General features: G+C 56.1%; 27 protein-coding genes, 1 tRNA gene and 1 pseudogene. 22 read left to right on the forward strand and 7 right to left on the reverse strand.

All coding sequences use genetic code 11. The features are described 5' to 3' along the window. Nucleotides 1–8: 8 nt before the first annotated feature. The 6 genes from AC0L7U_RS13895 to AC0L7U_RS13920 all read left to right on the forward strand — a co-directional run bounded on the left by AC0L7U_RS13895 (nucleotide 9) and on the right by AC0L7U_RS13920 (nucleotide 3602). Nucleotides 9–182: a M20/M25/M40 family metallo-hydrolase gene (locus AC0L7U_RS13895; RefSeq protein WP_473691502.1), complete on the forward strand. Its 174-nt coding sequence runs from the start codon at nucleotides 9–11 to the stop codon at nucleotides 180–182. Then, nucleotides 179–1219 (forward strand): dihydroorotase, encoded by a 1041-nt coding sequence (gene pyrC, locus AC0L7U_RS13900; RefSeq protein WP_473691504.1) that lies wholly within the window; start codon nucleotides 179–181, stop codon nucleotides 1217–1219. Before AC0L7U_RS13895 ends, pyrC begins: the two co-directional genes overlap by 4 nt. A 64-nt stretch (nucleotides 1220–1283) precedes the next feature. After that, nucleotides 1284–1979: an orotate phosphoribosyltransferase gene (locus tag AC0L7U_RS13905; protein WP_473691505.1), complete on the forward strand. Its 696-nt coding sequence runs from the start codon at nucleotides 1284–1286 to the stop codon at nucleotides 1977–1979. A gap of 228 nt (nucleotides 1980–2207) precedes the next feature. Beyond that, nucleotides 2208–2549 (forward strand): hypothetical protein, encoded by a 342-nt coding sequence (locus tag AC0L7U_RS13910; RefSeq protein ID WP_473691507.1) that lies wholly within the window; start codon nucleotides 2208–2210, stop codon nucleotides 2547–2549. A gap of 52 nt (nucleotides 2550–2601) precedes the next feature. Further along, nucleotides 2602–2799 (forward strand): hypothetical protein, encoded by a 198-nt coding sequence (locus tag AC0L7U_RS13915; protein ID WP_473691508.1) that lies wholly within the window; start codon nucleotides 2602–2604, stop codon nucleotides 2797–2799. After that, nucleotides 2790–3602: a hypothetical protein gene (locus AC0L7U_RS13920; RefSeq protein WP_473691509.1), complete on the forward strand. Its 813-nt coding sequence runs from the start codon at nucleotides 2790–2792 to the stop codon at nucleotides 3600–3602. Before AC0L7U_RS13915 ends, AC0L7U_RS13920 begins: the two co-directional genes overlap by 10 nt. 134 nt (nucleotides 3603–3736) lie before the next feature. On the opposite strand, the pseudogene AC0L7U_RS13925 reads toward AC0L7U_RS13920, so the two are convergent. Together AC0L7U_RS13925 and AC0L7U_RS13930 are read right to left on the reverse strand one after the other, a co-directional pair. Continuing rightward, nucleotides 3737–5190 (reverse strand): annotated as a pseudogene (locus AC0L7U_RS13925) (NAD-dependent succinate-semialdehyde dehydrogenase). Between the two features lie 487 nt (nucleotides 5191–5677). Further along, the gene (locus AC0L7U_RS13930; protein ID WP_473691511.1) at nucleotides 5678–6382 is read right to left on the reverse strand and encodes a LysR family transcriptional regulator; all 705 of its coding nucleotides are present in this window, start codon (nucleotides 6380–6382) and stop codon (nucleotides 5678–5680) included. A 98-nt stretch (nucleotides 6383–6480) separates the two neighbouring features. On the opposite strand from AC0L7U_RS13930, the gene AC0L7U_RS13935 reads away from it, so the two are divergent. Further along, nucleotides 6481–7077 (forward strand): LysE family translocator, encoded by a 597-nt coding sequence (locus AC0L7U_RS13935; RefSeq protein ID WP_473691513.1) that lies wholly within the window; start codon nucleotides 6481–6483, stop codon nucleotides 7075–7077. Between the two features lie 23 nt (nucleotides 7078–7100). Here the strand turns inward: AC0L7U_RS13935 and AC0L7U_RS13940 are convergent, their stop codons facing one another. Together AC0L7U_RS13940 and AC0L7U_RS13945 are read right to left on the reverse strand one after the other, a co-directional pair. Further along, nucleotides 7101–7727: a glycosyltransferase family 10 domain-containing protein gene (locus tag AC0L7U_RS13940; protein ID WP_473691515.1), complete on the reverse strand. Its 627-nt coding sequence runs from the start codon at nucleotides 7725–7727 to the stop codon at nucleotides 7101–7103. Continuing rightward, the gene (locus AC0L7U_RS13945) at nucleotides 7696–8100 is read right to left on the reverse strand and encodes a hypothetical protein (RefSeq protein ID WP_473691516.1); all 405 of its coding nucleotides are present in this window, start codon (nucleotides 8098–8100) and stop codon (nucleotides 7696–7698) included. Before AC0L7U_RS13945 ends, AC0L7U_RS13940 begins: the two co-directional genes overlap by 32 nt. A gap of 359 nt (nucleotides 8101–8459) precedes the next feature. Here AC0L7U_RS13945 and AC0L7U_RS13950 point away from each other — a divergent pair, with 359 nt between their 5' ends. The 8 genes from AC0L7U_RS13950 to AC0L7U_RS13985 all read left to right on the forward strand — a co-directional run bounded on the left by AC0L7U_RS13950 (nucleotide 8460) and on the right by AC0L7U_RS13985 (nucleotide 14985). After that, a complete protein-coding gene (locus AC0L7U_RS13950; protein ID WP_473691518.1) occupies nucleotides 8460–8705 on the forward strand; it encodes an acyl carrier protein in 246 nt (81 codons plus the stop codon). 4 nt (nucleotides 8706–8709) lie between these two features. After that, nucleotides 8710–9915, forward strand: a complete 1206-nt coding sequence (locus AC0L7U_RS13955; protein ID WP_473691519.1) for an acyl-CoA dehydrogenase family protein — start codon at nucleotides 8710–8712, stop codon at nucleotides 9913–9915. A gap of 1 nt (nucleotide 9916) precedes the next feature. After that, nucleotides 9917–10837 carry an amino acid--[acyl-carrier-protein] ligase gene (locus tag AC0L7U_RS13960; RefSeq protein WP_473691521.1) on the forward strand — a complete coding sequence of 307 codons (921 nt, stop codon included), beginning with the start codon at nucleotides 9917–9919 and terminating at the stop codon, nucleotides 10835–10837. 3 nt (nucleotides 10838–10840) lie between these two features. Then, complete coding sequence (locus AC0L7U_RS13965; RefSeq protein WP_473691523.1) at nucleotides 10841–11848, forward strand: DUF1839 family protein; 1008 nt, start codon at nucleotides 10841–10843, stop codon at nucleotides 11846–11848. Nucleotides 11849–11871: 23 nt separating this feature from the next. Next, nucleotides 11872–12030 (forward strand): hypothetical protein, encoded by a 159-nt coding sequence (locus tag AC0L7U_RS13970; protein WP_473691526.1) that lies wholly within the window; start codon nucleotides 11872–11874, stop codon nucleotides 12028–12030. Continuing rightward, nucleotides 12014–12514 carry a glycosyl hydrolase 2 galactose-binding domain-containing protein gene (locus AC0L7U_RS13975; RefSeq protein WP_473691527.1) on the forward strand — a complete coding sequence of 167 codons (501 nt, stop codon included), beginning with the start codon at nucleotides 12014–12016 and terminating at the stop codon, nucleotides 12512–12514. The genes AC0L7U_RS13970 and AC0L7U_RS13975 overlap by 17 nt, the downstream gene beginning before the upstream one ends. Next, nucleotides 12466–14373, forward strand: a complete 1908-nt coding sequence (locus AC0L7U_RS13980; RefSeq protein ID WP_473691529.1) for a glycoside hydrolase family 2 protein — start codon at nucleotides 12466–12468, stop codon at nucleotides 14371–14373. Before AC0L7U_RS13975 ends, AC0L7U_RS13980 begins: the two co-directional genes overlap by 49 nt. Nucleotides 14374–14499: 126 nt before the next feature. After that, a complete protein-coding gene (locus tag AC0L7U_RS13985) occupies nucleotides 14500–14985 on the forward strand; it encodes a Rid family hydrolase (protein WP_473691530.1) in 486 nt (161 codons plus the stop codon). A gap of 258 nt (nucleotides 14986–15243) precedes the next feature. Here AC0L7U_RS13985 and AC0L7U_RS13990 read toward each other — a convergent pair. Beyond that, nucleotides 15244–15333, reverse strand: a tRNA-Ser gene (locus tag AC0L7U_RS13990). Nucleotides 15334–15719: 386 nt separating this feature from the next. On the opposite strand from AC0L7U_RS13990, the gene AC0L7U_RS13995 reads away from it, so the two are divergent. Further along, nucleotides 15720–15983 (forward strand): hypothetical protein, encoded by a 264-nt coding sequence (locus tag AC0L7U_RS13995; protein WP_473691532.1) that lies wholly within the window; start codon nucleotides 15720–15722, stop codon nucleotides 15981–15983. A 259-nt stretch (nucleotides 15984–16242) separates the two neighbouring features. After that, entirely contained in the window at nucleotides 16243–16917 is a 675-nt protein-coding gene (gene msrA, locus AC0L7U_RS14000; protein WP_473695834.1) for a peptide-methionine (S)-S-oxide reductase MsrA, read from the forward strand. 80 nt (nucleotides 16918–16997) lie between these two features. Here msrA and AC0L7U_RS14005 read toward each other — a convergent pair whose 3' ends face one another. Further along, nucleotides 16998–17501 (reverse strand): DUF6622 family protein, encoded by a 504-nt coding sequence (locus tag AC0L7U_RS14005; RefSeq protein ID WP_473691534.1) that lies wholly within the window; start codon nucleotides 17499–17501, stop codon nucleotides 16998–17000. 110 nt (nucleotides 17502–17611) lie between these two features. Between AC0L7U_RS14005 and AC0L7U_RS14010 the strand changes: the two genes are divergently transcribed. From AC0L7U_RS14010 to AC0L7U_RS14030, 5 genes are all read left to right on the forward strand, one after another. Beyond that, nucleotides 17612–18463, forward strand: a complete 852-nt coding sequence (locus AC0L7U_RS14010; protein ID WP_473691536.1) for a LytTR family DNA-binding domain-containing protein — start codon at nucleotides 17612–17614, stop codon at nucleotides 18461–18463. 178 nt (nucleotides 18464–18641) lie between these two features. Further along, entirely contained in the window at nucleotides 18642–18890 is a 249-nt protein-coding gene (locus AC0L7U_RS14015; RefSeq protein WP_473691538.1) for a hypothetical protein, read from the forward strand. After that, a complete protein-coding gene (locus AC0L7U_RS14020) occupies nucleotides 18827–20200 on the forward strand; it encodes a methyl-accepting chemotaxis protein (protein ID WP_473691540.1) in 1374 nt (457 codons plus the stop codon). Before AC0L7U_RS14015 ends, AC0L7U_RS14020 begins: the two co-directional genes overlap by 64 nt. 85 nt (nucleotides 20201–20285) lie before the next feature. After that, the gene (locus AC0L7U_RS14025; RefSeq protein ID WP_473691542.1) at nucleotides 20286–21080 is read left to right on the forward strand and encodes a chorismate-binding protein; all 795 of its coding nucleotides are present in this window, start codon (nucleotides 20286–20288) and stop codon (nucleotides 21078–21080) included. A 25-nt stretch (nucleotides 21081–21105) separates the two neighbouring features. Beyond that, a complete protein-coding gene (locus AC0L7U_RS14030; RefSeq protein ID WP_473691544.1) occupies nucleotides 21106–22191 on the forward strand; it encodes a chorismate-binding protein in 1086 nt (361 codons plus the stop codon). Nucleotides 22192–22265: 74 nt separating this feature from the next. On the opposite strand, the gene AC0L7U_RS14035 is transcribed toward AC0L7U_RS14030, so the two are convergent. Then, nucleotides 22266–22865, reverse strand: a complete 600-nt coding sequence (locus tag AC0L7U_RS14035; protein WP_473691546.1) for a nucleotidyltransferase family protein — start codon at nucleotides 22863–22865, stop codon at nucleotides 22266–22268. Between the last annotated feature and the right edge of the window lie 114 nt (nucleotides 22866–22979).

Genomic DNA, 22979 nt, shown 5'->3' on the forward strand with positions numbered 1-22979 from the left:
CTTTCATCATGCCGAGTGGTGCTGGCCATGACGCCGCCGTTTTTGCAGGTGCAGGGGTGCCCTCTGCCATGGTATTCGTGCGAAACCGCAACGGGTCGCACAATCCAGCCGAGGCAATGGAACTGGATGATTTCCTTGCGGCTTCCGATATTGTCTACGAGTACCTCAAGAAAGCATCATGACACAGCTGACACTCAGAAAACCGGACGACTGGCATCTGCATCTGCGCGATGGGGATATGCTCAAGGGCGTCCTGCCGTACACGGCCGAGCATTTTGCCCGCGCCATCATCATGCCCAATCTGGTGCCGCCGGTTGTCACCACACAGGATGCCACAGCTTACCGTGATCGTATCATGGCAGCCCTTGCCCCGGACGCTAGCTTCACGCCACTGATGACGCTGTATCTGACGGAGACCACCGATGCTGATGATGTGGAGGAGGGGTTTCGCTCTGGCCTGATCAAGGCTGTGAAACTGTATCCCGCAGGAGCTACGACCAATTCGCAAAGTGGTGTGCGCGATTTTGACAAGGTGCAGCCGGTGCTGGAGCGTATGGCCGAAATCGGTCTCCCGCTTTGTGTCCATGGCGAAGTCACCGATGCGGACGTTGATATTTTCGACCGGGAAGCCGTCTTCATCGAGACTGTTCTTGATCCATTGCGCCGTCGGGTGCCGGGCCTGAAAGTGGTGATGGAGCATATCACCACGGAAGAAGGGGTCGCCTATGCCCGTTCCGGTGGCGACACTCTGGCGGCGACGATCACGACACACCACCTGATGATCAACCGCAACCATATTCTGGTTGGTGGCATCAAGCCGCATTTTTACTGCCTTCCAGTGGCCAAGCGTGAAAAGCATCGTCTTGCGCTTCGGGACGCCGCGACGTCTGGCGACAAGACCTTCTTCCTTGGCACGGACTCTGCGCCGCATGTGGATCCCAAGAAAGAATGCGGCTGCGGCTGCGCGGGTATCTTCAGTGCTCCGAACACAATGGCCTGCCTGGCTCATGTCTTTGAGGAGGATGCGGCGCTGGACAAGCTGGAAGCGTTTACCTCTTTGAATGGACCTGCTTTCTACGGCTTGTCGGTGAATGAGGAAACGCTGACGCTTGAAAAACATGAGGCGCCACAGTTTTTCCCGGCTCGTATTGAAACGGGTGACGGACCGGTGACGGTGTTTGATCCTGGTGTCAAGATTCACTGGACTGTCAAACTTTAGAGTGGCTATGTCCTGCGAAAGTTGATAGCGAAGGGCAATTTGAATTTACGCAGGACGCACTCCCATGTTCTCCAATACTTATCCGGACCGCAAACTGATTTCCGAAATGGTGGCCAAGATGCTGCTGGAAATCAATGCGGTCCATTTTCGCTCCGATCAGCCTTATACATTCACCTCTGGTCTTTCCAGCCCGGTGTATATTGATTGCCGCAAGCTGATTTCCTATCCGCGTATTCGTTCATCGGTGATGGACTTTGCAGCCTCGGTGATTTTCCGGGAGATCGGCTTCGAGCAGTTTGATGCGGTTATTGGTGGTGAAACAGCCGGTATTCCGTTTGCTGCATGGCTGTCGGAACGTCTTGGCCTGCCAATGCAGTATGTTCGCAAAAAGCCGAAGGGCTTTGGCCGCGATGCGCAGATCGAAGGCAATCTGGCTGAGAATGCACGCGTGTTGCTGGTGGAAGATCTGACGACCGATGGCGGCAGCAAGATCAAGTTCGCCGAAGCAATCCGCAAGACCGGCGCAACGGTCACCGATACGTTTGCCGTCTTCTACTACGACATCTTCGACTACGCGCCCAAGAAGCTGCAAGACGCCGGGATGCGTCTGCACTATCTGGCAACCTGGCGGGATGTTCTCGAGGTGGCCAAGGCCCAGAACGCCTTTGCGCCGAACGTGCTGTCGGAAGTTGAAAAGTTCCTGCATGAGCCGGTCAAGTGGTCTGCTGACAACGGCGGGATTTCCGAACTTCCGGTTTGATCTTTTTCGGCGGTTGATCTCGATTGTCATGGCTTTGCTGTGCCAGGGGCTTGCAAGGCTGCGTGACGCAGTTGCCTTTGGGCTTTCAGGCAAGGGGCAACCCGATGTTGATGGGAGGCATCGGCGAACCAGCGTTCTGCCAAGAGATTCTGTGGCCCGGGTGCTTTGTTGCATCCGGGCCGTTCGTTATGATGATGTGTGACACCGTGAAATGTGGAGTGGCAGGTCTTGGAAAACCCCGTAGAAACTGCGCCGGAAAACCCTGCCGCAAATGTCTGGGAAGCACGTCAGGGAGACTGGCGTAAAAGTCCGAAGGATGCGCGCAGCAATTGGGATACCGACTATGGTCGGATCATCCATTCTGCGTCCTTCCGCAGGCTTCAGGGCAAGACTCAGATCCTCAACATTGGCGACAGTGATTTCTACCGTACACGGTTGACGCATTCTCTTGAGGTGGCACAGGTCGCCTCCAGCGTGACCCGTCAGCTTCGGGCCGATAACCCGGATCATCCGGCGACCACTTGGCTGCCGGACCTGCCGCTGATCCAGCGCCATTGGTTCCACCCATGACCTTGGCCACCCACCGTTCGGGCATGGTGGCGAAGTGGCGCTGAACTATTGCATGAGAACGGCGACGGGCGGCTTTGAGGGCAATGGCCAAACCCTGCGCATTCTGTCGCGGCTGGAGAAGTTTTCACCACAAGAGGGGTCCCAGCTTACCCGGCGCACTCTGCTCGGCACGTTGAAATATCCGGTCAGCTACAGCAAGCTTGTGGGGCCGCTGCTGGGCTGGAGCATGGTCCATCTGTCGTGTCGCTGATTGATCGCAAGGCATCCCGTCCGCCCAAGTGTTTCATGGATTGTGAGCAGGATGTGGTCGACTGGATCCTGTCGCCTCTCAGTGAGGCGGACCGGAGCAGGTTCACCGAGTTCGTACCGCCGCTTGATGGCGAGGCCGGCATGCTCAAGCACGGCAAGACATGTCATAAGTCGCTCGACTGTTCGATCATGGATGTTGCTGATGATATTTCGTATGGCGTGCATGACTTTGAGGACATGCTCGCGCTGGATCTGATCGGGCGCAAGGATTTCGAGCGCCACGTGTCACCGGAGAGCTGCAAGCATTATCTGGATTATCTCACCGACCGCTTTTCGAAAGACTATGGCAACAATGTCTATTCGCGTTTGGTGGACCAGCTGTTTGGCGATGGGGCCGCCCGCAAATATGCGATAAACCGCCTGATTGGTTATTTCGTCATGCATTGCCGCCTCGAAGAGGATGCAGCATTCGAGGAGCCATTATTGCGCTACCGGATCCGACTGGACCAAGGAGCTCTTCAGGTGGTGGACGCGCTAAAGGATCTTGTCTTTGCCGAGGTGATCCAGAGCCCATCCGTGCAGCATCTCGAATTCAAGGGCCAGCAGATGGTGGTCTCGGTGTTCGAAGTCTTTCAGACCAACCCGCGGTTTCTTCCCAAGGAGACCTACGTCACCTACGAGCAGGCCGACGACAAGTTGCGGATCATCTGCGATTATGTCGCGGGCATGACCGACAGTTTTCTGCTGAAGACCTACGAACGCTTTTTCAGCCCGCGCATGGGCTCTGTTTTCGACAAGCTTTAAGACGTTCCGATAAGGTCTGGTATTTGAAAGCCGTACCAAGACCTTCGGTGTTGAGGTCGACGAAAAAGATCGGCGGGTCTTTTGGGAGCCGCCGATCTTCTTGATGTGTGGGAGTATGGCCCTATCAGCCTCGATTAGCCGATATGGGAGCAGAGATATTTGATCTCCAGGTATTCGTCGATGCCGTAGTGAGATCCCTCGCGGCCAAGACCCGACTGTTTGACCCCGCCGAACGGAGCAACCTCATTGGAGATCAGGCCGGTGTTGTGACCGACAATGCCGTAGTCGAGACCCTCGGCAACGCGCCAGGTGCGACGTACATCTTCGGTATAAAAGTAGGATGCCTAGGCCGAACTCAGTGTCATTTGCCATGGCAATGACCTCGTCTTCCGTCTCGAAGCGGAAGAGCCCGGCCACTGGCCCAAAGGTCTCTTCACGCGCCATCTTCATGTCTTGTGTCACTTCCGTGAGAACGGTTGGCTGGAAGAATGTCGGTCCCTTGTCGGATCGCTCACCGCCAAGAATGATCTTTGCGCCCTGGGCGATGGCGTCCTTGACGTGATCTTCAACCTTTTCAATAGCAGCGTCGTCAATCAATGGACCAATGAGAACGCCATCTTCGGTGCCTTCCCCAATGGGCAGATCTTTGACCTTGGCTGCAAGCTTTTCCGCAAAGGCATCGTAGACAGCGGACTGCACATAAATCCGGTTCGCGCAGACACAAGTCTGCCCGGCATTGCGGTACTTGGAAGCGATGGCCCCCTCAACGGCGGCGTCCAGATCGGCATCGTCAAAGACGATGAAGGGAGCATTGCCGCCCAATTCCAGGCTCGAGTTTCTTGATCGTCGGAGCGGACTGTTCCATCAGCAGACGGCCGACTTTGGTCGATCCCGTGAAGGACAGTTTGCGCACTGTGTCGGAGGCCGTCATCGCGCCGCCGATGTCGCTGGCTTTACCCGTCAGGATCTGCAAGACACCGGCCGGCACGCCGGCCCGTTGCGCCAATTCGCCAAGGGCCAGGGCTGTCAGGGGTGTTTGCTGCGCGGGTTTGACGATCATGGTACATCCGGCTGCAAGAGCTGGAGCGGCTTTACGGGTGATCATTGCCGCTGGAAAGTTCCAGGGCGTAATTGCAGCGCAAACGCCAATCGGTTGCTTGAGCACGAGGATGCGTTTGTCGGTGGTGGGAGCCGGTATCGTATCGCCATAGGTGCGCTTGGCTTCTTCGGCAAACCATTCCACAAAAGATGCGGCGTAAAGGGCTTCTCCCTTGGCTTCCGCAAGCGGTTTGCCCTGTTCAGCGGTCATCAGGGCGGCCAGATCATCCGCGTTTTCGACAATCAGATCAAACCAGCGGCGCAGGATCTTGGTGCGATCTTTTGCGGCCAGTTTCGACCAGCTTTTGAAGGCTGTTTCAGCGTGTTTGATGGCTTCGTCGGTTTCTGACTTACCGAACGCAGGCACATTGGCCAGATGGCTCTTGTCAAAAGGGTTGATGACTTCGGTGATGTCGCCGGAGGCCCCTCGCCAGTCACCATTGATCAGGCAGGCCTCCTTGAAAAGGCTGGGATCTTTCAAATCAGGCATTTCCGTCTCCTATTGAGTTCAAAATTCCGAACTCCACTCCAGATTAGGGCGTGGCCTTATAAAATGCATTTATGGGCGCGCACCTAGTACATCGTCCATTGCATTCTCTACGGCCTGACACAGTCTTCAAGCCGGGTAGAACGCGGTCTCAGGAGAAGAACAATTCAGATGCGATAAGCGTTCCTGCCATGCGGATTTTGAGTGAGGAAGCCTTTGGCAAAAGAGCCGGACGACTGGTCACGCAGCTCTCAGTATTCAATGTATTGCTTGGAATTTTCAGACAGGGCTTGTGCGAGAGTGGTTTGCGGCTCTCGTGTGCTTACTGATGGGCCATCGCCATCGCGTCGTAAGCCTTGTCGAAGTTGGCGGGAAAGCTCTCGCTGCGCTGGTGATGCGGCTCCTTTGGCTTCCTGCAAGATGATGCTGAAGATGGGAAGTTCCGGCAAGCCGCAGGCATCGTGCTGCAAAGGCAAGAGATCAGGAGGGATCATGGATTGTAGGGCGACCATGACGGCAAGATCAGCACGCACGGTTGCATGGGTCGCATCCTGACTTCCGCTTTCGAACTGGCTGCGCCAATCACGATGGGCGGCGGCCAACGCTGCCAAAACAACGGGACGAAATGCGCAGGTTCTGTCGACAAGCGACACCGGAAGTGGCGTTCTTGTATGAGCGGTGCCCCCTGGGTTCCGACCCAGACCAGTTTCTCATACCGCAAGCAGCCTGGCCCCTGTGCTCGCCCTCCTTGTTCGAACACCGCAAGATCAATCGAGCCTTTGGCGAGCGCGTCCTGTAACTGACCTGACGATAGGCATGTCAGCGCCACATCCACATGCGGGTGCTCTTGATTGAAGCGTTTGAGGATCGGAACGAGCAACGTCCCTGCAAGGTCGGGTGGTGCCCCCAGTCTGATCTGACCACTGGCGGTTGGGCCGGTGATCTCACTCCAGAGATCGTCATGGGCGGCAATCAGGTTTCTTGCTCCCAACAGCAGTTTTTCGCCTCTGTTGGTCAGGCGCAACCTACGTTTCTCGCGCAAAAACAAGGCATCTGAGTGGGCTTCAAGCCGAGCGATCTGCTGTGAGATAGCACTTTGTGTGAGGTTCAAGGCATTGGCTGCGGCGGTCATGCTGCCATGGTCAGCAGTCGCAACGAAGGCGCGTAGTAAAGCGATGTCGAGGTTACTGCTCATCGGGTCATTATAGATGCTTATGTGTGGCTTGCACAATATGCGCTTTTGCAAACAAGTTGGCGTTGTTATCGTCGCGCTAGCTGTTAAAGGTAACTGATATGTCTGCACAAATTGGTTTGCTTGTCGTCTTTATCGTGGTGGCAACGATCACGCCGGGCGGGGCGACCACAATGGCGCTCGCTTCGGGCGCACATTTCGGTTATCGCCGATCGCTGCCGTTGATCGTCGGTATTGCCTGTGGTCTGGCGATTATGGCTGCGGCGGTTGCTCTGGGATTGGGAAGCTTGTTGCTGGCCCAACCGACATTGCTCCTAGCAATGAAAGCCTTAGGGTCCGCTTACCTTTTGTGGCTGGCGTGGAAAATCGGCCATAGTGGATCTCCGCATCTGTCGACACATATGGCACGGCCAACACGCTTCGTTGCCGGATGTGGTCTGGCGATGTCCAACCCAAAGGGGTGGGCGATGACCTTGGGAGCTGTTGCTCTTTTTGCGACACTGGCCAGAGCGCCTTTGCATCTGGCCGTCCTGCTCGCCGTTTTTTTTGTCGCTGGAGCGTGTTTCTCGCTCTCCGTCTGGAGTCTGGCTGGTCAGACACTGGCTCAACGCTTGCGCAAAGAAAAGCATTGGCGTCTGCTCAATATTTCCCTCGCGCTGTTGCTTGCTCTGTCTATCGTACCGATGTGGTTTGAATAAACCGGCAAGTGTCAGACTTTGGTCTAAAGGTTTAGCCCGGCTTTCAGCAACTGGAAGAACCCACTGGTCCGGTAGCGGTCATAGGCACTGTTTTGCAGATAGGCTTGTCCTGCAGCATGATAGGCTTCCCAGAGCGATTTTGGCATTGCCTTGAGATGCTGCACAAGCGCCTCATTGGAGGCGAATTGGGTGCGGTCGATGAAGGTTTCAGGTGGAATGCGCTCTGCGATGTCAGGTGTGCCCCAATAAATCGGCACAGCGCCCGCATGAAAGGTATCGAAGAGCTTTTCCGTCAGATATCCGCGCGCGCCTTGCATATTCTCGTAGCATAGATTGAAGCGATACCCGGCCATCGTGCTCTTCTTGTCGTCGACCGCGCCGCACCATGACGGGTAAGCGTCGCTCCATCCGGGGCCGTAATGATCGAAGTCATCAGGATGATGTGCTTCCATATAGCGGATCATATCAACGCGGGCGGAATATAGTTCTTGCGGGTGCGTGGACGTTTTGTTGCCTGAAAAATTGCACAGGAATTTCCGGGTTTCGAAAGGCTCGGGATTTTGGATCGGATCAAACTCTGCCTGTGGGTAGACGATTTCTCGATATTTGCCGCCCTGCTCAAGAAGGTCGTCGCTCCATAGTGAAGACAATTGAGAAAGGCTCATGCAGCGCTGTGTCGTAATTTTCGGGAGACACCACAGCGGGCTCCAGCAAGATCAGAGCACGTTGGGAACACAGTTTTTCTTTCAAGCTGCGCTCGTAGAATTTGGGTGTCTTGAGCAACCGTTTCAGCCGGCGAACAAGGCGCTGGTTCTTTGGCGCGAGCGATGCTGGCAGATTTTGAAAAATGATCCAGGAGACTTCGCCGCCCTGAAAATGAGCCGGAGTCTTGATGTCATAGCCTGCTTCAAGGCACAGATCTCGCAGTAAATGCCAATAGCTTTTCGGTTGCTCGGATGCTTCATCATGAACGAAGACGTTTTCACCGCCACGTTGCTGCGTATCGTAAATAATCTGGTGCATCAGGACGCTCAATAATTGACAGGAAAGGCGAGTGAAAGGGCCGTAATAAAGCTCTTGATCTTCAAAAAAGCGCGATAAGTAAAGGTGAAACCACCGGCAGTGACATTTTTTCAAGCGTTGCCTCTTAAGAGGACCGGCGCAAGTGAGTGCTGCTATGGTCTTGAAACACCAATCGAACCTGAAAACTGCGCCGCCTCTGTCAAATTGTACAGGGTGATTTTCACGATCCTGACTTCGCGTGAATTTCATTTCATAAGGTTAGATTAACCTGACCTTGGCATATTTGCTCTCGTTAAAGTTGAGCCCGAAACGGGCGGATGACGTGTCTTCGACGCTATTGACAAGAAATGGTTTTACTCATGATTGAGCGTATTCGTACATTGCTTGCTCAGAACAATCTGATTCCGATCGATATCGCAAAGCTTTCCGATGACGAGAACCTTTATGATGCCGGGCTGACGTCTTTTGCATCTGTTCAGATGATGCTGGCAATCGAAGAGGAATTCGACATTGAATTCCCTGAAACAATGTTGACGCGGCGAACTTTCGCCTCGATCAATAATATCTCTTCAGCTGTCACGCAGCTGACAGACGCAGCGGCGTGATGCGATGAGCACCTTGGAAACACAAGAAATTGCTCAGTCCATCACCAGCACAGTGGATGCCAAGTCGCGGATGGCGCTGGTCACGGCCGTTGCGCAGGCTCATGCCGATGACGTTGACCATTCCGGCCGTTTTCCGCATGAGACCATTGATGCGCTGAAGCAGCAACGCTTGATGCACGTTGGCCTTCCTGTCGAGTTTGGCGGTGAGGGGCTGACAACAGGCGAGATCGCCGAGCTGATTGTTCTGCTCGCTCAGGCCTGCGGGTCGAGCGCCATGATCTATGGCATGCATCAGATTCAGATTTCCAGTCTTTCTACAGACGGTGGTCGCACGGACTGGCTGTGCAGTTACATGCGCGAGATTTCGGCGCGGCAGTTGCTGCTGGCCTCGGCCACGTCTGAGGCGGGGATTGGCGGTAACCTGCGCAACAGTATCTGCGCGGTTGAGGTTGCCGACGGGCGGTTCACGCTCACCAAGGAAGCAACGGTCATCTCTTATGGCGGTTATGCCGATGCCATTCTTGCGACGGCCCGACGCAATGCCGATGCCGCGCTGTCTGATCAGGTGATTTTGCTGCTGCCGCATGATGACAGCATGGAACTGGAGCGCCGGAGCAACTGGGACACGCTGGGAATGCGTGGCACCTGCTCCGATGGGTTTCTGCTAAAGGCTTCCGGGTCGGTGGATCAGATATTCACCAAGTCGTTTTCCGAGATCGCGGCGCAGTCCATGCTGGCCACGTCGCATATCTATTGGGCGGCGACCCGGTTTGGCATCGCCGCCGAGGCCTTCGCCCGTGCCCGCAATTTCGTCAAGCAGGCCGCGCGCAAGCAGCCAAATATCACACCGCCAGGTGCCTTGCGCCTGTCAGAGGCCGCAGCAAAGCTGCAAGAAATGAAAGGGCATCTTGTCGCGGCTATCCGCCGTTTTGAGATAGCCCAACGTGACGATGACGATCTGTCATCGATGGGGTTTGCTGCGGAAATCAATGCCCTCAAAGTGGCGTCCAGCGAGAAGGCTCGCGACGTCGTGCAATTGACCATGCTGATCACTGGCATCCTTGGCTACAAGAACGGCACGCCGTTCAGCGTCGGGCGTCACTTGCGTGATGTCACGTCGGCCGCCGTCATGATTTCCAATGATCGGATCCATTCGAATACCTCGACACTGCTTTTGATGAGCCAGTTCGACACCAGCCTCGGGATGTAACATGAGCACCGATATTGACACCAAGAGCCTTCTCGACACGTTGTTCGATGATGGCATTCTGTTCGAAAGCGGTGTGGATGGACTGTACGGCCGTTCGGGTCTTTTTGAAGACGTGATCGAGCGTTTTGAGAAGATTGTGCTGAAGGTGGGCGGTGCCGAAAAAGCAACCCGTGTGCATTTCCCGCCGGGCATGGCGCGCGCCATGCTCGAAACCAGCGGCTACATGCAGAACTTTCCGCAGTTGGCCGGGTGTGTGCACTCCTTTATGGGCAACGAGCGTGACCACATGGAAATGCTTGGCCTGATGGCTGAGGGAGAGGATTGGACACAGAAACAACAGGCAACGGCTGTCGCGCTGACGCCGGCTGCTTGCTATCCGCTGTATCCGACCGTCGCCAAGCAAGGCGACGTACCGGAAGGCGGACTTCTTTACGAGCTGTCGTCCTATTGTTTCCGACATGAGCCCTCAAAAGACCCGGCGCGTATGCAGCTTTTTCGTCAGCGCGAATATGTGCGTATCGGTACGGCAGAGCAGGTCATCGCCTTCCAGAACCTCTGGAAAGAGCGCGGCAAGGCGATCATCGAGTCCTTGGGTCTGCCATGTGACGTTATCGTTGCCAACGATCCGTTTTTCGGGCGCAGTGGCAAAATGATGGCCAACAGTCAGTTGGATCAGGCGCTGAAATTCGAACTTGTTATTCCGGTGACGTCGGAAGAAAAACCGACGGCGTGTCTGTCCTTCAACAACCATCAGGATCACTTCGGTCATACCTGGGGCATTCATTTTGCCGATGGCAGTACATGTCATACCGGTTGTGTCGGTTTTGGATTGGAGCGCATCGCGCTGGCCCTCTTCAGTCACTACGGAACGGATGCCGAGACCTTACCACAGAACGTGCGCGACGTTTTGTGGGGAGACTGAACCATGCAAAAGGTCATTTCCGGGGTGGAGCCTGCAGGCTACCAATCGAGTGCTCTGCATGAGGGGGAGCGGTTCTGGCCGGAGACCAATTGCTATGTTGACCTGTTGATCGAAGTTCTGCATGCGAAAGGCTTTGAGTCTCAGGCGGCTCTCGGATTTACGCTGGCGCAGGATTTCGAAGGTGATCATTTTACCTTCTTCAAATTTCAGACGGCGGATCTCCAGACCTTGTTTGGCGTCGAGATTGAAGAACTGGCGGTATTTGATCGGCTGGATGCCCGCATCCTGACGCAGATTGGGCGTGGCCGATTGCCGATGGTGGAAGTGGATTCCTTTTATCTGCCCGATACCCGTGGCGTTGGTTATAGACTGACACACGGTAAATCCTCCATTGGTATCAACGCGCTCGACCCGGCTGCCCGGCGGATGGAATACTTCCACAATGCTGGATATTTCATGCTTGAGGGCGAGGATTATGATGCCTTGTTCGCACCGCAGGACGCAGGTCCGGGCTTGCCGCTGTTTCCTTATTCCGAATTCATGAAATTCGATCATGCTGTCGATCAGGCTGACCTTGCCGAAAAGGCGATTGGCTTGTTGTCAAAGCACCTTGCGCGCCGTCCGGTCCGCAATCCGATCGCCTGCTATCAGGATGTTTTTACCGATCAGATCATCGCCCTGACAGATCGCGCGCCTGAATATTTTCATACCTATGCCTTCAATACACTGCGTCAGCTTGGAGCTAATTTCGAGCTTCTGGCCAGTCATATCGCATGGCTTGGAAGTCAGGGATTTGGTAACGTTGACACTGCCTGCTCTGCCGCCAGACAGATTGCGGAAACTGCAAAGGTGATGCAGTTCAAGCTTGCCAGAGCGATGGCGCGCAAGCGTTTCGAAGGCTTGCAAGACATGCTGACACCTATGGTCGAAGCCTATGATGTTATCGTGGTGGAATTGGAAAACCTGAGTTCAGCGAGATCGCGCGGCATTCCCGCAGCGCTCGTGTCGTGACCCCGACAGGGGACAGGAAAAGCATGCACGACACACTTACATTTGAGATTGCCGACCACCTTCATGGCGGTTGGGAGCTGAATATCACGCCCGCGCAGGCTATTGACCGTCCTCCAACGCATCTGCTCGATGATCATTGGCTTTCTGCACGCTGTCCAGGCGACGGTGGCGGCAAGTCTTGAAGACCATGGCTTATGGTCGCGCGAGACACCCACGCCTTTGCATGACAAAGATGTCTGGTATCGCCTGAGGCTTCAGCAGAGCGGCGCGTTTCGGTTGCGCTTCGATGGGCTTGCGGGCATTGCCGAGATTTATCTGAATGATGATCTTCTGGCGACATCAACGTCGATGTTTACGCCCTGCGACGTGGATTTGAATCTGGATGGCGACGATACGCTGTTCGTCGTCTTTCGCAGTCTCACACGGTATCTTGAAACCCTGAAAGGGCCTCGGGCACGATGGCGCCCGCGCATGATGGATGATCAGCGGTTGCGCTTGCTGCGCACGACGCTGATTGGTCATATGCCCGGTTGGTGTCCGCCGGTCGATGTGATCGGCTTGTGGCGTCCGGTCCGCTTGCTTCGCAAGGGGGAGCCTGCGCCATCGTGGATACGCGCTTGCGAACAGACGTGCAAGGCACACGGGGTACGCTGTTCGTTGACCTGACATTGAATAGTCCTTTGCCTGAAGGTGTGCAGGCGCACGTCCATTGCGCTGGCGTTGAGGCCTTGCTTGCCGGCAAGGGGATGCATCTCGCCGCTCAGGTTCATATCGATGACGTGGCTCTCTGGTGGCCACACACGCATGGAACGCCGGTGCTGCATGATGTGCATGTGGTTATGGAGGATCAGCCGGCCCAACGTCTCGGGCGTGTTGGCTTTCGCAGTCTGGGGCTGGATCGCGGCGCGAACGGACGCGCATTTCGCCTGCTGATCAATGGTATGCCGATTTTCTGCCGAGGCTCGGTCTGGACCCCAGGTGATCTGGTGCGCTTGCCGGATCAACGCGATGCCGTCGAACCTGATCTGCGGTTGGCGCGTGAGGCTGGCGTCAACATGCTGCGTGTCGCGGGCACCTTTGTGTATGAAAGCGATGCGTTTCATCAACTGTGTGACGAGCTTGGAATCTTGGTGTGGCAGGATCTCATGCTTGCCAATTTTGATTATCCTGTCCGCGATGCGACGTGGTGTGCCGAACTGGATGCAGAAGTCGCGTCCCTGCTGACGCGCCTGCAAGGCTCCCCGTCGCTGGTGGTGCTGTGTGGCGGGAGCGAAATCGCCCAACAGGCCGCCATGATGGGGGTGCCGCAGACACTCGATCCGACAGCATGGTTCGAGAAGATTGTGGTGCCGGTTGCTGATAAAATTCGCCCGGATCTGGTACAGATCGCTTCGTCGCCGTGTGGGGGCAGCCTGCCGTTTACCGCAGAGGGTGGGCCGACACATTACTACGGTGTGGGTGCTTATTGTCGCCCGTTGGAAGATGCCCGCCGCGCGGATGTCGGCTTTGCCAGCGAGTGCCTTGCCTTTGCCAATATCCCGGAACCGGTCACGCTGGATCAGACCTTGCCCGGTGTTTCTCTGCACTCTCCCGACTGGAAGGCGCGGACCCCGCGCGATGCCGGATCGCCCTGGGATTTCGAAGATGTTCGGGATCATTATCTCGAGCTTTTGTTCGATGTGTCTGCCCGTGCGCTCAGGCTGGAGAACCCGCAGCGTTACCTTGATCTGTCGCGCGCGGCCATCGCGGAGGTTTTCGAGCGTACGCTTGATGAATGGCGTCGTCCGGGATCGATCAATTCCGGCGCATTGACGTTGTTCTGGAGAGATTTTGTCGTCGGGGCCGGGTGGGGGGCGGTGGACGCAACCGGTCGCCCCAAATCGGTCTGGTATGCCATGAAGCGGGCTTTCCGGCCCTTGCGTCTCTGCATAACGGATGAGGGCGTTAACGGACTTGGGGTCAATCTGATCAATGATACGGACAAGCCGCTTTCGGGCGCATTGATGCTGAGTTGCCTGCGCGATGGCGCGACGCCGGTTGTTACAGGTCGTAAGCCGGTGGAGGTTCCCGCACATGGTGCTCTTGCTTTGTCGGCCTTTGATCTGATCGGCGCCTTCTTTGATCTTACCCACGCCTACAAGTTTGGCCCTGCTGCGCATGAAGTGACCGCACTGCGGTTCGAGGGCGATGATGGCGCCGTTCTGGCGCGCGCTTTTCATGTGTTGTCCGATGTGGTGGCGCAGCGACGCCAAACGGGACTCACTGTCTGTCTCGAAGGGGAGGCGACAACGGGCTGGTCTCTGGTCATCCGCACGGAGGTTGCCGCCTACCATGTGCATGTCGACGATCCTGCATTCCGCTCCGTGGATAATTATTTTCATCTGATGCCGGGAGACGAGCGCCGACTTGCTCTTCTGCCCATAAGACCGGATCTTGCTCTGCGTCCTGAAGGAACCGTGTCGGCCCTGAACAGCCTGCGCAGCGTGGAGTATCGCGCTCAGGAACATGAACCTGCGCAGGAATAACACTGTCCCGCAGCTTGAAGGCACCTGTTGACTGGAAAATCCGTGACTCTTTGCTTGGTGCGGGCTGTAAGCCTTGCGGAGCAATGAGCAGAGATTGGCATGGCGGTCTTCCGACTTGGAATTATAATGAAAGGTGAACTCGTGACGTCTGAAATTCTCCAGATACCGCAAGGGAATGAAATGTTTGAAGGCTATCGCGCGGCCTTTGAAAAATACGGGTTCTCACCAGCGGTCAAGTCGCGGGGACTTCTCTTTATATCCGGACAGATCGGAGCGCGTCCGGACGGAAGCGCTCCTGACGCGGTCGCGGATCAGACGGAGTGGGCATTAAAGCGCATTGAGGAATTGCTGAAAATCGCAGGCTTGGATTTTACCGACCTTGTTGATGTCACCAGTTATCATGTGGACATCGAAAATACGCTTCCGGACTTCATGGAGGCCAAACAGAGGTTCATAAAAAGCCCTTTTCCTGCCTTAGTCGATCATTGGAATTTCCGGATTGAGCCGACCGGAGCTCAAGGTCGAAATTCGCGCAGTGGCTGCCTTACGCGACTGACAGCCTCCGGGGCTTGTCGGTTTGCCAAAATGCCCTCGGTGGTCGCACCGCCTTAAGTGGCGCGACTGCAAGCAGTAACTCGGTTGCGTGGGTTCACTGCGTGACGGATGCACGTCAGTTGTCGATGACATCGCGACTGATAATAAAGCGTGAGACGCTGCTGCGCTGTTAAGCCAACCAAATATCAGGGGTCGTACGTGGAGATGGGGTTTTCCGGAACTCGGGATTCCGTTTTATTTTCGGGTCACATTCCGGGTCACACGAAAAATAAAACTCTTTAAAATCAGTAACTTAAGGAAGTCAAAAAGGAAATCTGGCGGACAGAGAGGGATTCGAACCCTCGATACGGTTGCCCGTATACACGCGTTCCGAGCGTGCGCCTTCAGCCACTCGGCCACCTGTCCGTACCGGCGAAATGCTCGCCTAATGGAGGCGCAATATACGCAGGCATGAGCGAAGTGCAAGATGTCTTTTATCTTTTCTCGTTCAAGTCCTCCGCCTGTGGATGAAGCCGTCGGGCAAGCCGGGCAACAACCGACGCGCCCTCAAATTTTTCGCTTCAGAAATGCTTCATTTTTGATCTGTTATGATGTGGCGAAAATGTGGTAGTGCTCTGCACGAATGTGGCGAACTGCCGTAGGGTGCCGTTTGGTAAATCTGCTCCGGCCTTTTGAAGTCGTTTATGACGCCACAGTCTGGCGGTGCTCAAAGGCGGTGGAAATGGTCCGTTGCTAACGGTGGCCGTTGCATGGGTCATGGGCCAATCAGTTGAGTTGTTTGGAGAAGCGTTGTGTTTGCATTTTTCCGATTTCTCCTGCGCGGTGCAGGGTTCCTGCTGCTTGGTCTGGCAATCATCGTTGCTGTTTCCGACGGCAGCACCATGATTGGACAATCGCGGATTGTTTTTCTGAATGTGGAAGAACTTTGGCAGGCGGTGTCGCCAGGCTCACTTGCACAGGCGCATGACTGGCTTTTACAGCAACATGGCCGGCTTGGTGCTCTGTTGCAGCATGCGCTGCTTGTGCCAGTGTGGGCCTTGGCGTTTTGCCTGTAGGGGCTTTGTGTCTCTGGATTGGCCACGCCCGGCGCCAGCGCCACGTTTCTTTCGTCTGAGAAATTCCCGCCGCAAAAAAGGGGCGCGGTCGGGCGCGTGCGCCGTGGCGTGTAAAGCCTGCCCACATGGTGGACAGCGTCTCACCTTGTTCTATCTGCTGTGACGCCCCATCTTTGACCATAAGATGAATGCCGTTCAGGGCTGCACGCAATGTGATGAGTGCGCCTTATCCTGCGAAAGGGAGTACACCATGTCGATCATGAGCCTTTTGACCAAGAAATTGTCACTACCAGATGCGGGTGAGGCTTTGCCGGGTCGTGACACGGCCTTGCCTCTGTCGCCAACACATTTCGTCAACGGCAACCGGATGACACAGCCATACCCGGACGGCCTCGAGATGGTTGTTGTGGGGATGGGGTGCTTTTGGGGGGCTGAACGGATATTCTGGCAGATGCCGGGCGTTTATGTCACCGCTGTCGGTTATTCTGGAGGGCAGACGCCAAACCCGACCTATGAGGAAACCTGCAGCGGCCGCACGGGTCATACCGAAGTGGTGCTGGTGGTCTATGATCCCAAGGTCGTGTCATTGGAAGCCATCCTCGGAGCCTTCTGGGAGAACCATGATCCCACGCAGGGCATGCGGCAGGGCAATGATGTGGGCACGCAATATCGGTCGGCGCTCTATGTGGCCGATGATGCTGATCTGGCGCGGGCGGAAGCCTCGCAGACAGCCTATCAGGCTGCTCTTGCCGATGCAGGCATCAAGGATCCCATCACGACAGATGTTCGCAAGCTTGAGACGTTCTATTTTGCCGAGGATTATCATCAGCAATATCTTGCAAAGAATCCAAATGGCTATTGCGGCATTGGCGGTACGGGTGTCTCTTGCCCGATCGGGGTGCTGAACCCCCGCATCCTGATGCGACTGTATTGATTGCTCTTATATGGAAAGAGGCGGCCGGAAGCCGCCTTTTTCTTTGGCATCTCCCGGTCGCTCGGGAAGGCATCAGCTTCTCACGCAAGGTGCTGTTGGTGGTGAAGCTTTCGGATATGGGCGAGAGTGCGAACCACGAGAATGCTGATGGACAGGCCGTTGATTAGCGAATAGCCAAAACCCAGTCCAGCGGATGGGCCGATCTGCGGTGCAACGATAACCAGCACGTGACTGACATAATTGACCCAGAACACCAGCATGAAAAGGCCGAATGACAGCCACTCGCCCTCCAGGCGGAGTTTGCCCTCCGGCGTGACAGTTGAGGCGCACAGCTGGGGCAAAGAATGCACAAGTCCAGACCCTGCAAGCACACCGATGAGAAGTCCGCTGACTTGTGGCAGGGCGAAATGTGCTTCGATCAGCCGGTAGAGCGCCAGCAGGCTGAACGCGATGGCCGGGATTGTCAGCCTCAGCGGGGGAACTGTCCGGGATCGTGTTGCGCTCACGCCTCGGAAAACGAGGTAGGCCAGAATGAGCCAGACCCAGAAGGGTGTGCCGAGGAGGATTTTCGGAAGCATTTGCATGGTCGTGTCCGTTTCGCTAGTGACGTGTTTCAGGCGTCGGCTTCAGGCCGCAATTTCAGGCATCAGCAATACCAAGCAAGGTGCCTTGACCATGTTGGGCGGACATCGCCATGAACGAGGAAAACGGGCAAGTGTCGGTGAAGGAACCGCAGAGAAACTTCGTGAATGACACGGCGTTGCAATTGGCGCTTCGTGAATTGCAGGCTGATTTCCGTAGTCCCAGAATCTGGCTGGGGTTATGCGGCATCGTGTTCCTGTTGGCATTGTCCGGCCCGTTTCGCACCTATGCAAGCATGGGGTTTGTCATGCGATTGGTGTATTGGGGAGCCGTGGCGGTGTGCGGGTTCTGTGCGGCCTCGATTGCCGCGCATTGGTGCCGAACCGTGATACAGCGTCGCGGTGGGACCAGAGTTTTGCAGATCACTCTGTCCTGCCTCAGCGCGGCGCTGCTGAATTCCATTGTCGTGCTGGGGCTGGATCGGTTGATGCAGACTGTGCAAGGGACGGGCCATGCGCCATCGATGTTGCTCATGAGCTATGCGTTCAGCGTGACAATGGTCATTGTGGCGGTGATTGCCTTTTGGAATGGCCCTTTGGCGGAGCGCGCTGTGTCGCCGGAGCGGTCGTCGGATGAGCCGGAGACCTCTATGCCGCGTCTGATCACACGCCTGCCGATAGAAAAGCGAGGCCGATTGGTCTGTCTCTCTGTGACCGACCATTACGTCGAGGTGACAACAGATCAGGGACGGCATTTGCTGTTGTTGCGCTTCAAGGATGCTATCGGCGAAACGGAGCCTGCCGCGGGCTTCCAGGTGCACCGGTCGTATTGGGTGGCGCAATCGGCGATCCGCAAGGTCGAGCGTCGTGCGGGCAGAGTTGTGGTGCTGCTCGAAAATGAAGTCGAAGTCCCTGTCAGCCGGTCGTTCCAGCCTGCCCTGAAAGACAGGGGACTTTTGAGTTGACGCGCAAATGGTCTATGTGTCTGCCGCCAAATGGCGTGGATCGTTACACTGCGTTAATCATCCTCTTCCATTGTAGATCGGGAAATGTGTGCCGCTTTACGGGCTCATTGCTGGCAAGTCCTGGCAATTGAGGCATGTGGGCATCATTCAGATCTCGAATTTTGCAGGAAATCGCAGGATGGCAGCAGAGGGCGTGCGGGGCGTTTCGCAGATGGAACGGGAGACCAGTTTTGCCGTCTGGTTCATGGTCGTTCTTTGGGCGCAGGTCGGCGGCTCCGGGGGGCTGGCCGTCTGGGCGGATCAGCCAGCGGTCTTGCTGCTTGCAGGTTTCTCGCTGCTCATTGGTGCTGGCGCTACGATGGCATGGTTGCGTCCTGTTGCTGCGCCGAGGCGACCGCCTCTCTTCTGTCTCTCGCATTGGCGTTGATCGCTGTGTTGCTCGGTCTGTCTCTCAACACAGCGGGTCTAACGAGTTTTGTGCCTTTGAGCGGTGTCAGTTTTTTATTGGTGCCGGGTGTCGTTGCGCTGGTTTCCCTGCCTCTCGTACTGGGGTGGGTAGATGGCCGAGCGCTCGCCACCTATAGCGGTGTGGTCCTCTTGGCGCTTGCCGTTGCTCTGGTCATCGCACCGAGTGCGCAAGAAACGGTTGCTGCAGTCTGGTCGGTGTCGGAGGCTGGTATTTTCGGTGCCATCGCAGTGGCTGGCCTCGTGGCCTCCAGAGCGCTTGCCATGTTGCAGGGCTATGCTCAACTGAGCGAACAGCAAGAGGCTTCTATCTTGCTGGGGCAAGGCGCTGATCATCAAGCACAATCATCGGCAGAGACCAGACCCACACCGACGGAGGACGCGCAGCTTGCGCATCTCAGGCAGCGCCTTCAGGCGGAGGAAGACAAGGTGCGCGCCTTGCAGGAAGAGCTCGCCGCGCAAAAGACTTTCGCTGTGCAGTCAGGCCAGCGCTCTGTGACGTCTGGAGAGCCTCAGGAGCGCGATACGAAAACACAGGTGGCGCTGGTGCCGTCTACTGGTGTTGCTGCGTCGCCGGCCGGTTTCATGGCAGCCAAAGCCCCTTCTCTTGCGGACATCACCAGAGTGCTGCACGAGCCTTTGCAGGACATCGACGTTGAGCTTCAGGAGACCGCCACCTCCTTTGAGAATGTGCACCGCGAAGCCGAACGGTTGATCGAAATGCTGGTGCAGGTGTCTTCCCGAAATGCGACGGCGCAGGATGTCACACATCGGGCGGCAGAAACATCGCGTCTCAGCAATGAAAAAATCGCTGTGCTGTCTCAGGCAGCGGGCAAGATTGGCGAGGTCATCATGCTGATCAAGGCGATCGCCGATCAAACGAACTTACTGGCGCTGAACGCCACCATCGAGGCGGCGCGGGCCGGAGACGCGGGACGCGGATTTGCGGTTGTTGCAGGCGAGGTCAAGGCTCTCTCTGCGCAAACCTCAAAGGCGACGGAAGACATTACACGACAAATCAGTGACATTCAGGCTCAAACGACTGCTGCATTGGATGTCATTCAGACGGTGGTTGGTGATGTTGAGCATGTCAGTGTCGACAGTCATGCGATTGCCGACGTGCTGGCAACCCGCGATGAGGTCACCATAATCCTACGTCAAACCCTTCAGGATGCCGGGCGGCATGCCAGCGGAGCGAGGGCCGCCATGAACCGGTTGCGACAATTACGCGAAGCGCCAGACCAAAACACGGTCGCTGCCAGGGTCTCCTGAGCAGGTTGCCTGTCATTAGCTGCTGGCACTGCGACGCGCGATGTGAGGTGGCCGATCATATTCTCGACATCAAGGACGTCTGCTCTTGTCATTTGGGCGCGAGGGTGTCATCAGCGCTGCGCTTGGATCTTTCGGATCAGCAAAGCGACTGACCTTTACAACAACGGATGGCATGACCTCTCCAGGGCTTCCAATTGGATCTGTGATGGTGCTCGATGTTCTGAACGGGCAGAGGGCACTGCTTTTTGAAGAGCCAGTCGAGGAACTCTGCTGCCGTCGTCTTGATGAGGTTGATGCCTTTCTTGAAGCCATCGAGATTCGTCGTCGTTCAGGTGCTCATCTGGCGGGCTTTCTGGCTTATGAGTTGGGATATGCTTTCGAGCCGAAACTGCACGCCTTGTTCCAGTCCCGACCCTACAGTGAGGACGATCTGCTCGGGTGGTTCGGTGTCTATCGTAATCCACCGCGCCAGCTTGACATTCCCGCTGCCAAACAGATTTTGCAGGCTGCAGCGGGTTCTTTTGAAAGTTACTTGTCGGCAGCCGATTTCGACATGTCATGTGCGGCGTATGAAGCCGCTTTCGATCGCGCGCAGCACCATCTGGCTGCTGGCGATATCTATCAGGTCAATCTGACAATGCGAGCCCGGTTTGCACATGAAGGACCACCCGAAGCGCGCTTCCTCAAGCTTCTTTCCGCCCAGCCGGTGGCTCATGCCGCTTTCCTGAAGGTGCAGGATCGCGCGGTGCTCTCACTGTCGCCGGAATTGTTCGTTGAGCGTCAGGGGGAGAGACTTCGCGCCCGCCCGATGAAAGGTACAGCCCCGCGTGGCAAAACGGCGCAGGAAGATTCTCGCGTGCCTGAGCACACTGTCTCGTGATGCCAAGCAGCGGTCGGAAAACATCATGATCCTTGATCTGATGCGCAATGACCTGTCTCGGATCGCTCAGACAGGCTCGGTCAAAGTCACCGGCCTGTGCGAGGTCGAGCGCTACAAAAGTCTCTATACGATGACCTCTACGGTTGAAGCCGATCTTCAAAGCGATGTTAGCTTTCCGCAGGTGATCCGACACCTCTTTCCGTGTGGGTCGATCACGGGAGCGCCCAAACTCAGCGCCATGCAGATTGCACATGCTTTGGAAACCAGTCCACGGGGCATTTACACCGGATCCATCGGCCACATTGAGCCGTCCGGTGATTTCCGCTTCAACGTGGCAATCCGGACGCTGGTGTTAAAGAATGATGGCACGGGATGTGCCGGTACAGGCTCGGGTGTTGTGCATGATTCAGGCGCAACGGCCGAGTATGACGAATGCAAACTGAAACTTGCCTTCCTGGGGCTGGACGAAAAACCGTTCCAGTTGCTTGAGACAATGGCGTTTCTACCGGGCGAGGGTGTGCTTTTGCGTGAGCGCCACATGAGACGGCTTCTGGCGAGTGCGTGCTATTTCGATTTTGAGTTGAAGCGATCCGAGATTGACAGACGGTTGGATGAGGTGGTCGCTGGTTTGATGGCCCCCCATCGCTTGCGGCTCCTGACGAGCGACGACGGCGCGCTTGAAATAACGGCGACACCTTATGAGCCGACATCTCCTGACACGATATGGCGGGTTCTGATCGCCGCTCCCAAGATCGATGCAGCCAATAGATTTATATATCACAAGACGACCAACAGAACGCTTTATGACGATACGCGGACAGCCTGCGCCACAGCTCATGATGTTCAGGAGGTCCTTTTTGAAAATACAGAAGGGTTCTTGACGGAAGGCAGCTTTACCAACCTCTTTGTCGAGACAGGCGGGCAACTGCTGACCCCGGCGTTGCGGCATGGTCTGCTGCCGGGGACGCTCCGTGAAGGGTTGCTGGAGCGCGATCTGGTGGCTGAAGCGGATCTGACCCGCGACGACCTTGCCAAGGCAGATGCGCTCTATCTGGGCAATTCCGTGCGCGGTCTTGTGCGGTTTCACCTGGTGTCTCCATCAGACCCTTAAAAGTCCGCGACAAGCAGGGGCAGAGTGCGGGGCCACACGTGTCGCGCTTGCCTTGGTGCAAGGGGTCAGGTTGGCTAGGGCACCACAGTCAACTCAGGCCAGAGCGCCTTCATCCGGGTGCCTTTCTCGCTGTAGGTCTTTGAGTTGTCGAGTGTCGAATTAGGCTCCAGCCGCAAAGCGAAAATAGCCTCAAGTCCAAAGGGGGCATAGATTTCAAAGGTGTCTTCGTCCAGCAGACGGATCGCCACTGCATGGGTTTTTGCGGCATAGTTCAGCAGCGATTGCGTCGCGTGCGCCAACTGCGGATAAGGATGACCAAACCGCTTTTCGAACCACAGGTGAACCCGAGCCTGATTGCGCAACTCGATCCGCTCCGAAAGCTCTGGCAGTGCAGATGCCAGCCGTTGGATGACTGCGTCCTCAGCCTCGTAACTTGCATCGTCGGCGTCAAAATAGATCGCGTCGTAGTCCTTGATGCCATGGCTGCGATGGCGCCCGGTCAAAGTGTTCCAGACGGTCTGATACAATGCTCCAGATACCACCCAGGCATCGGGCAGCCCCAGATCGCGCAGAGCCGTTAGCAGAGACATGACTTCCGGAGTTTCGCGAATGATCGCCGTCAACTCTGCTTCATGCAGATGCTCACTTTTCTCGGCTGCGGGGACGTCATGCATGGCGGACCTCGTATGAACAGCAAGACAACGTGGCGGAGTCCACGACGGCAGCGCCAGATCTTGCGAAACAGAGGTTCAGATTAAGCGATTCTTATGTCGTGAGGAGGCGCGATA

Source organism: Roseibium sp. 10G30-5, assembly GCF_055809635.1.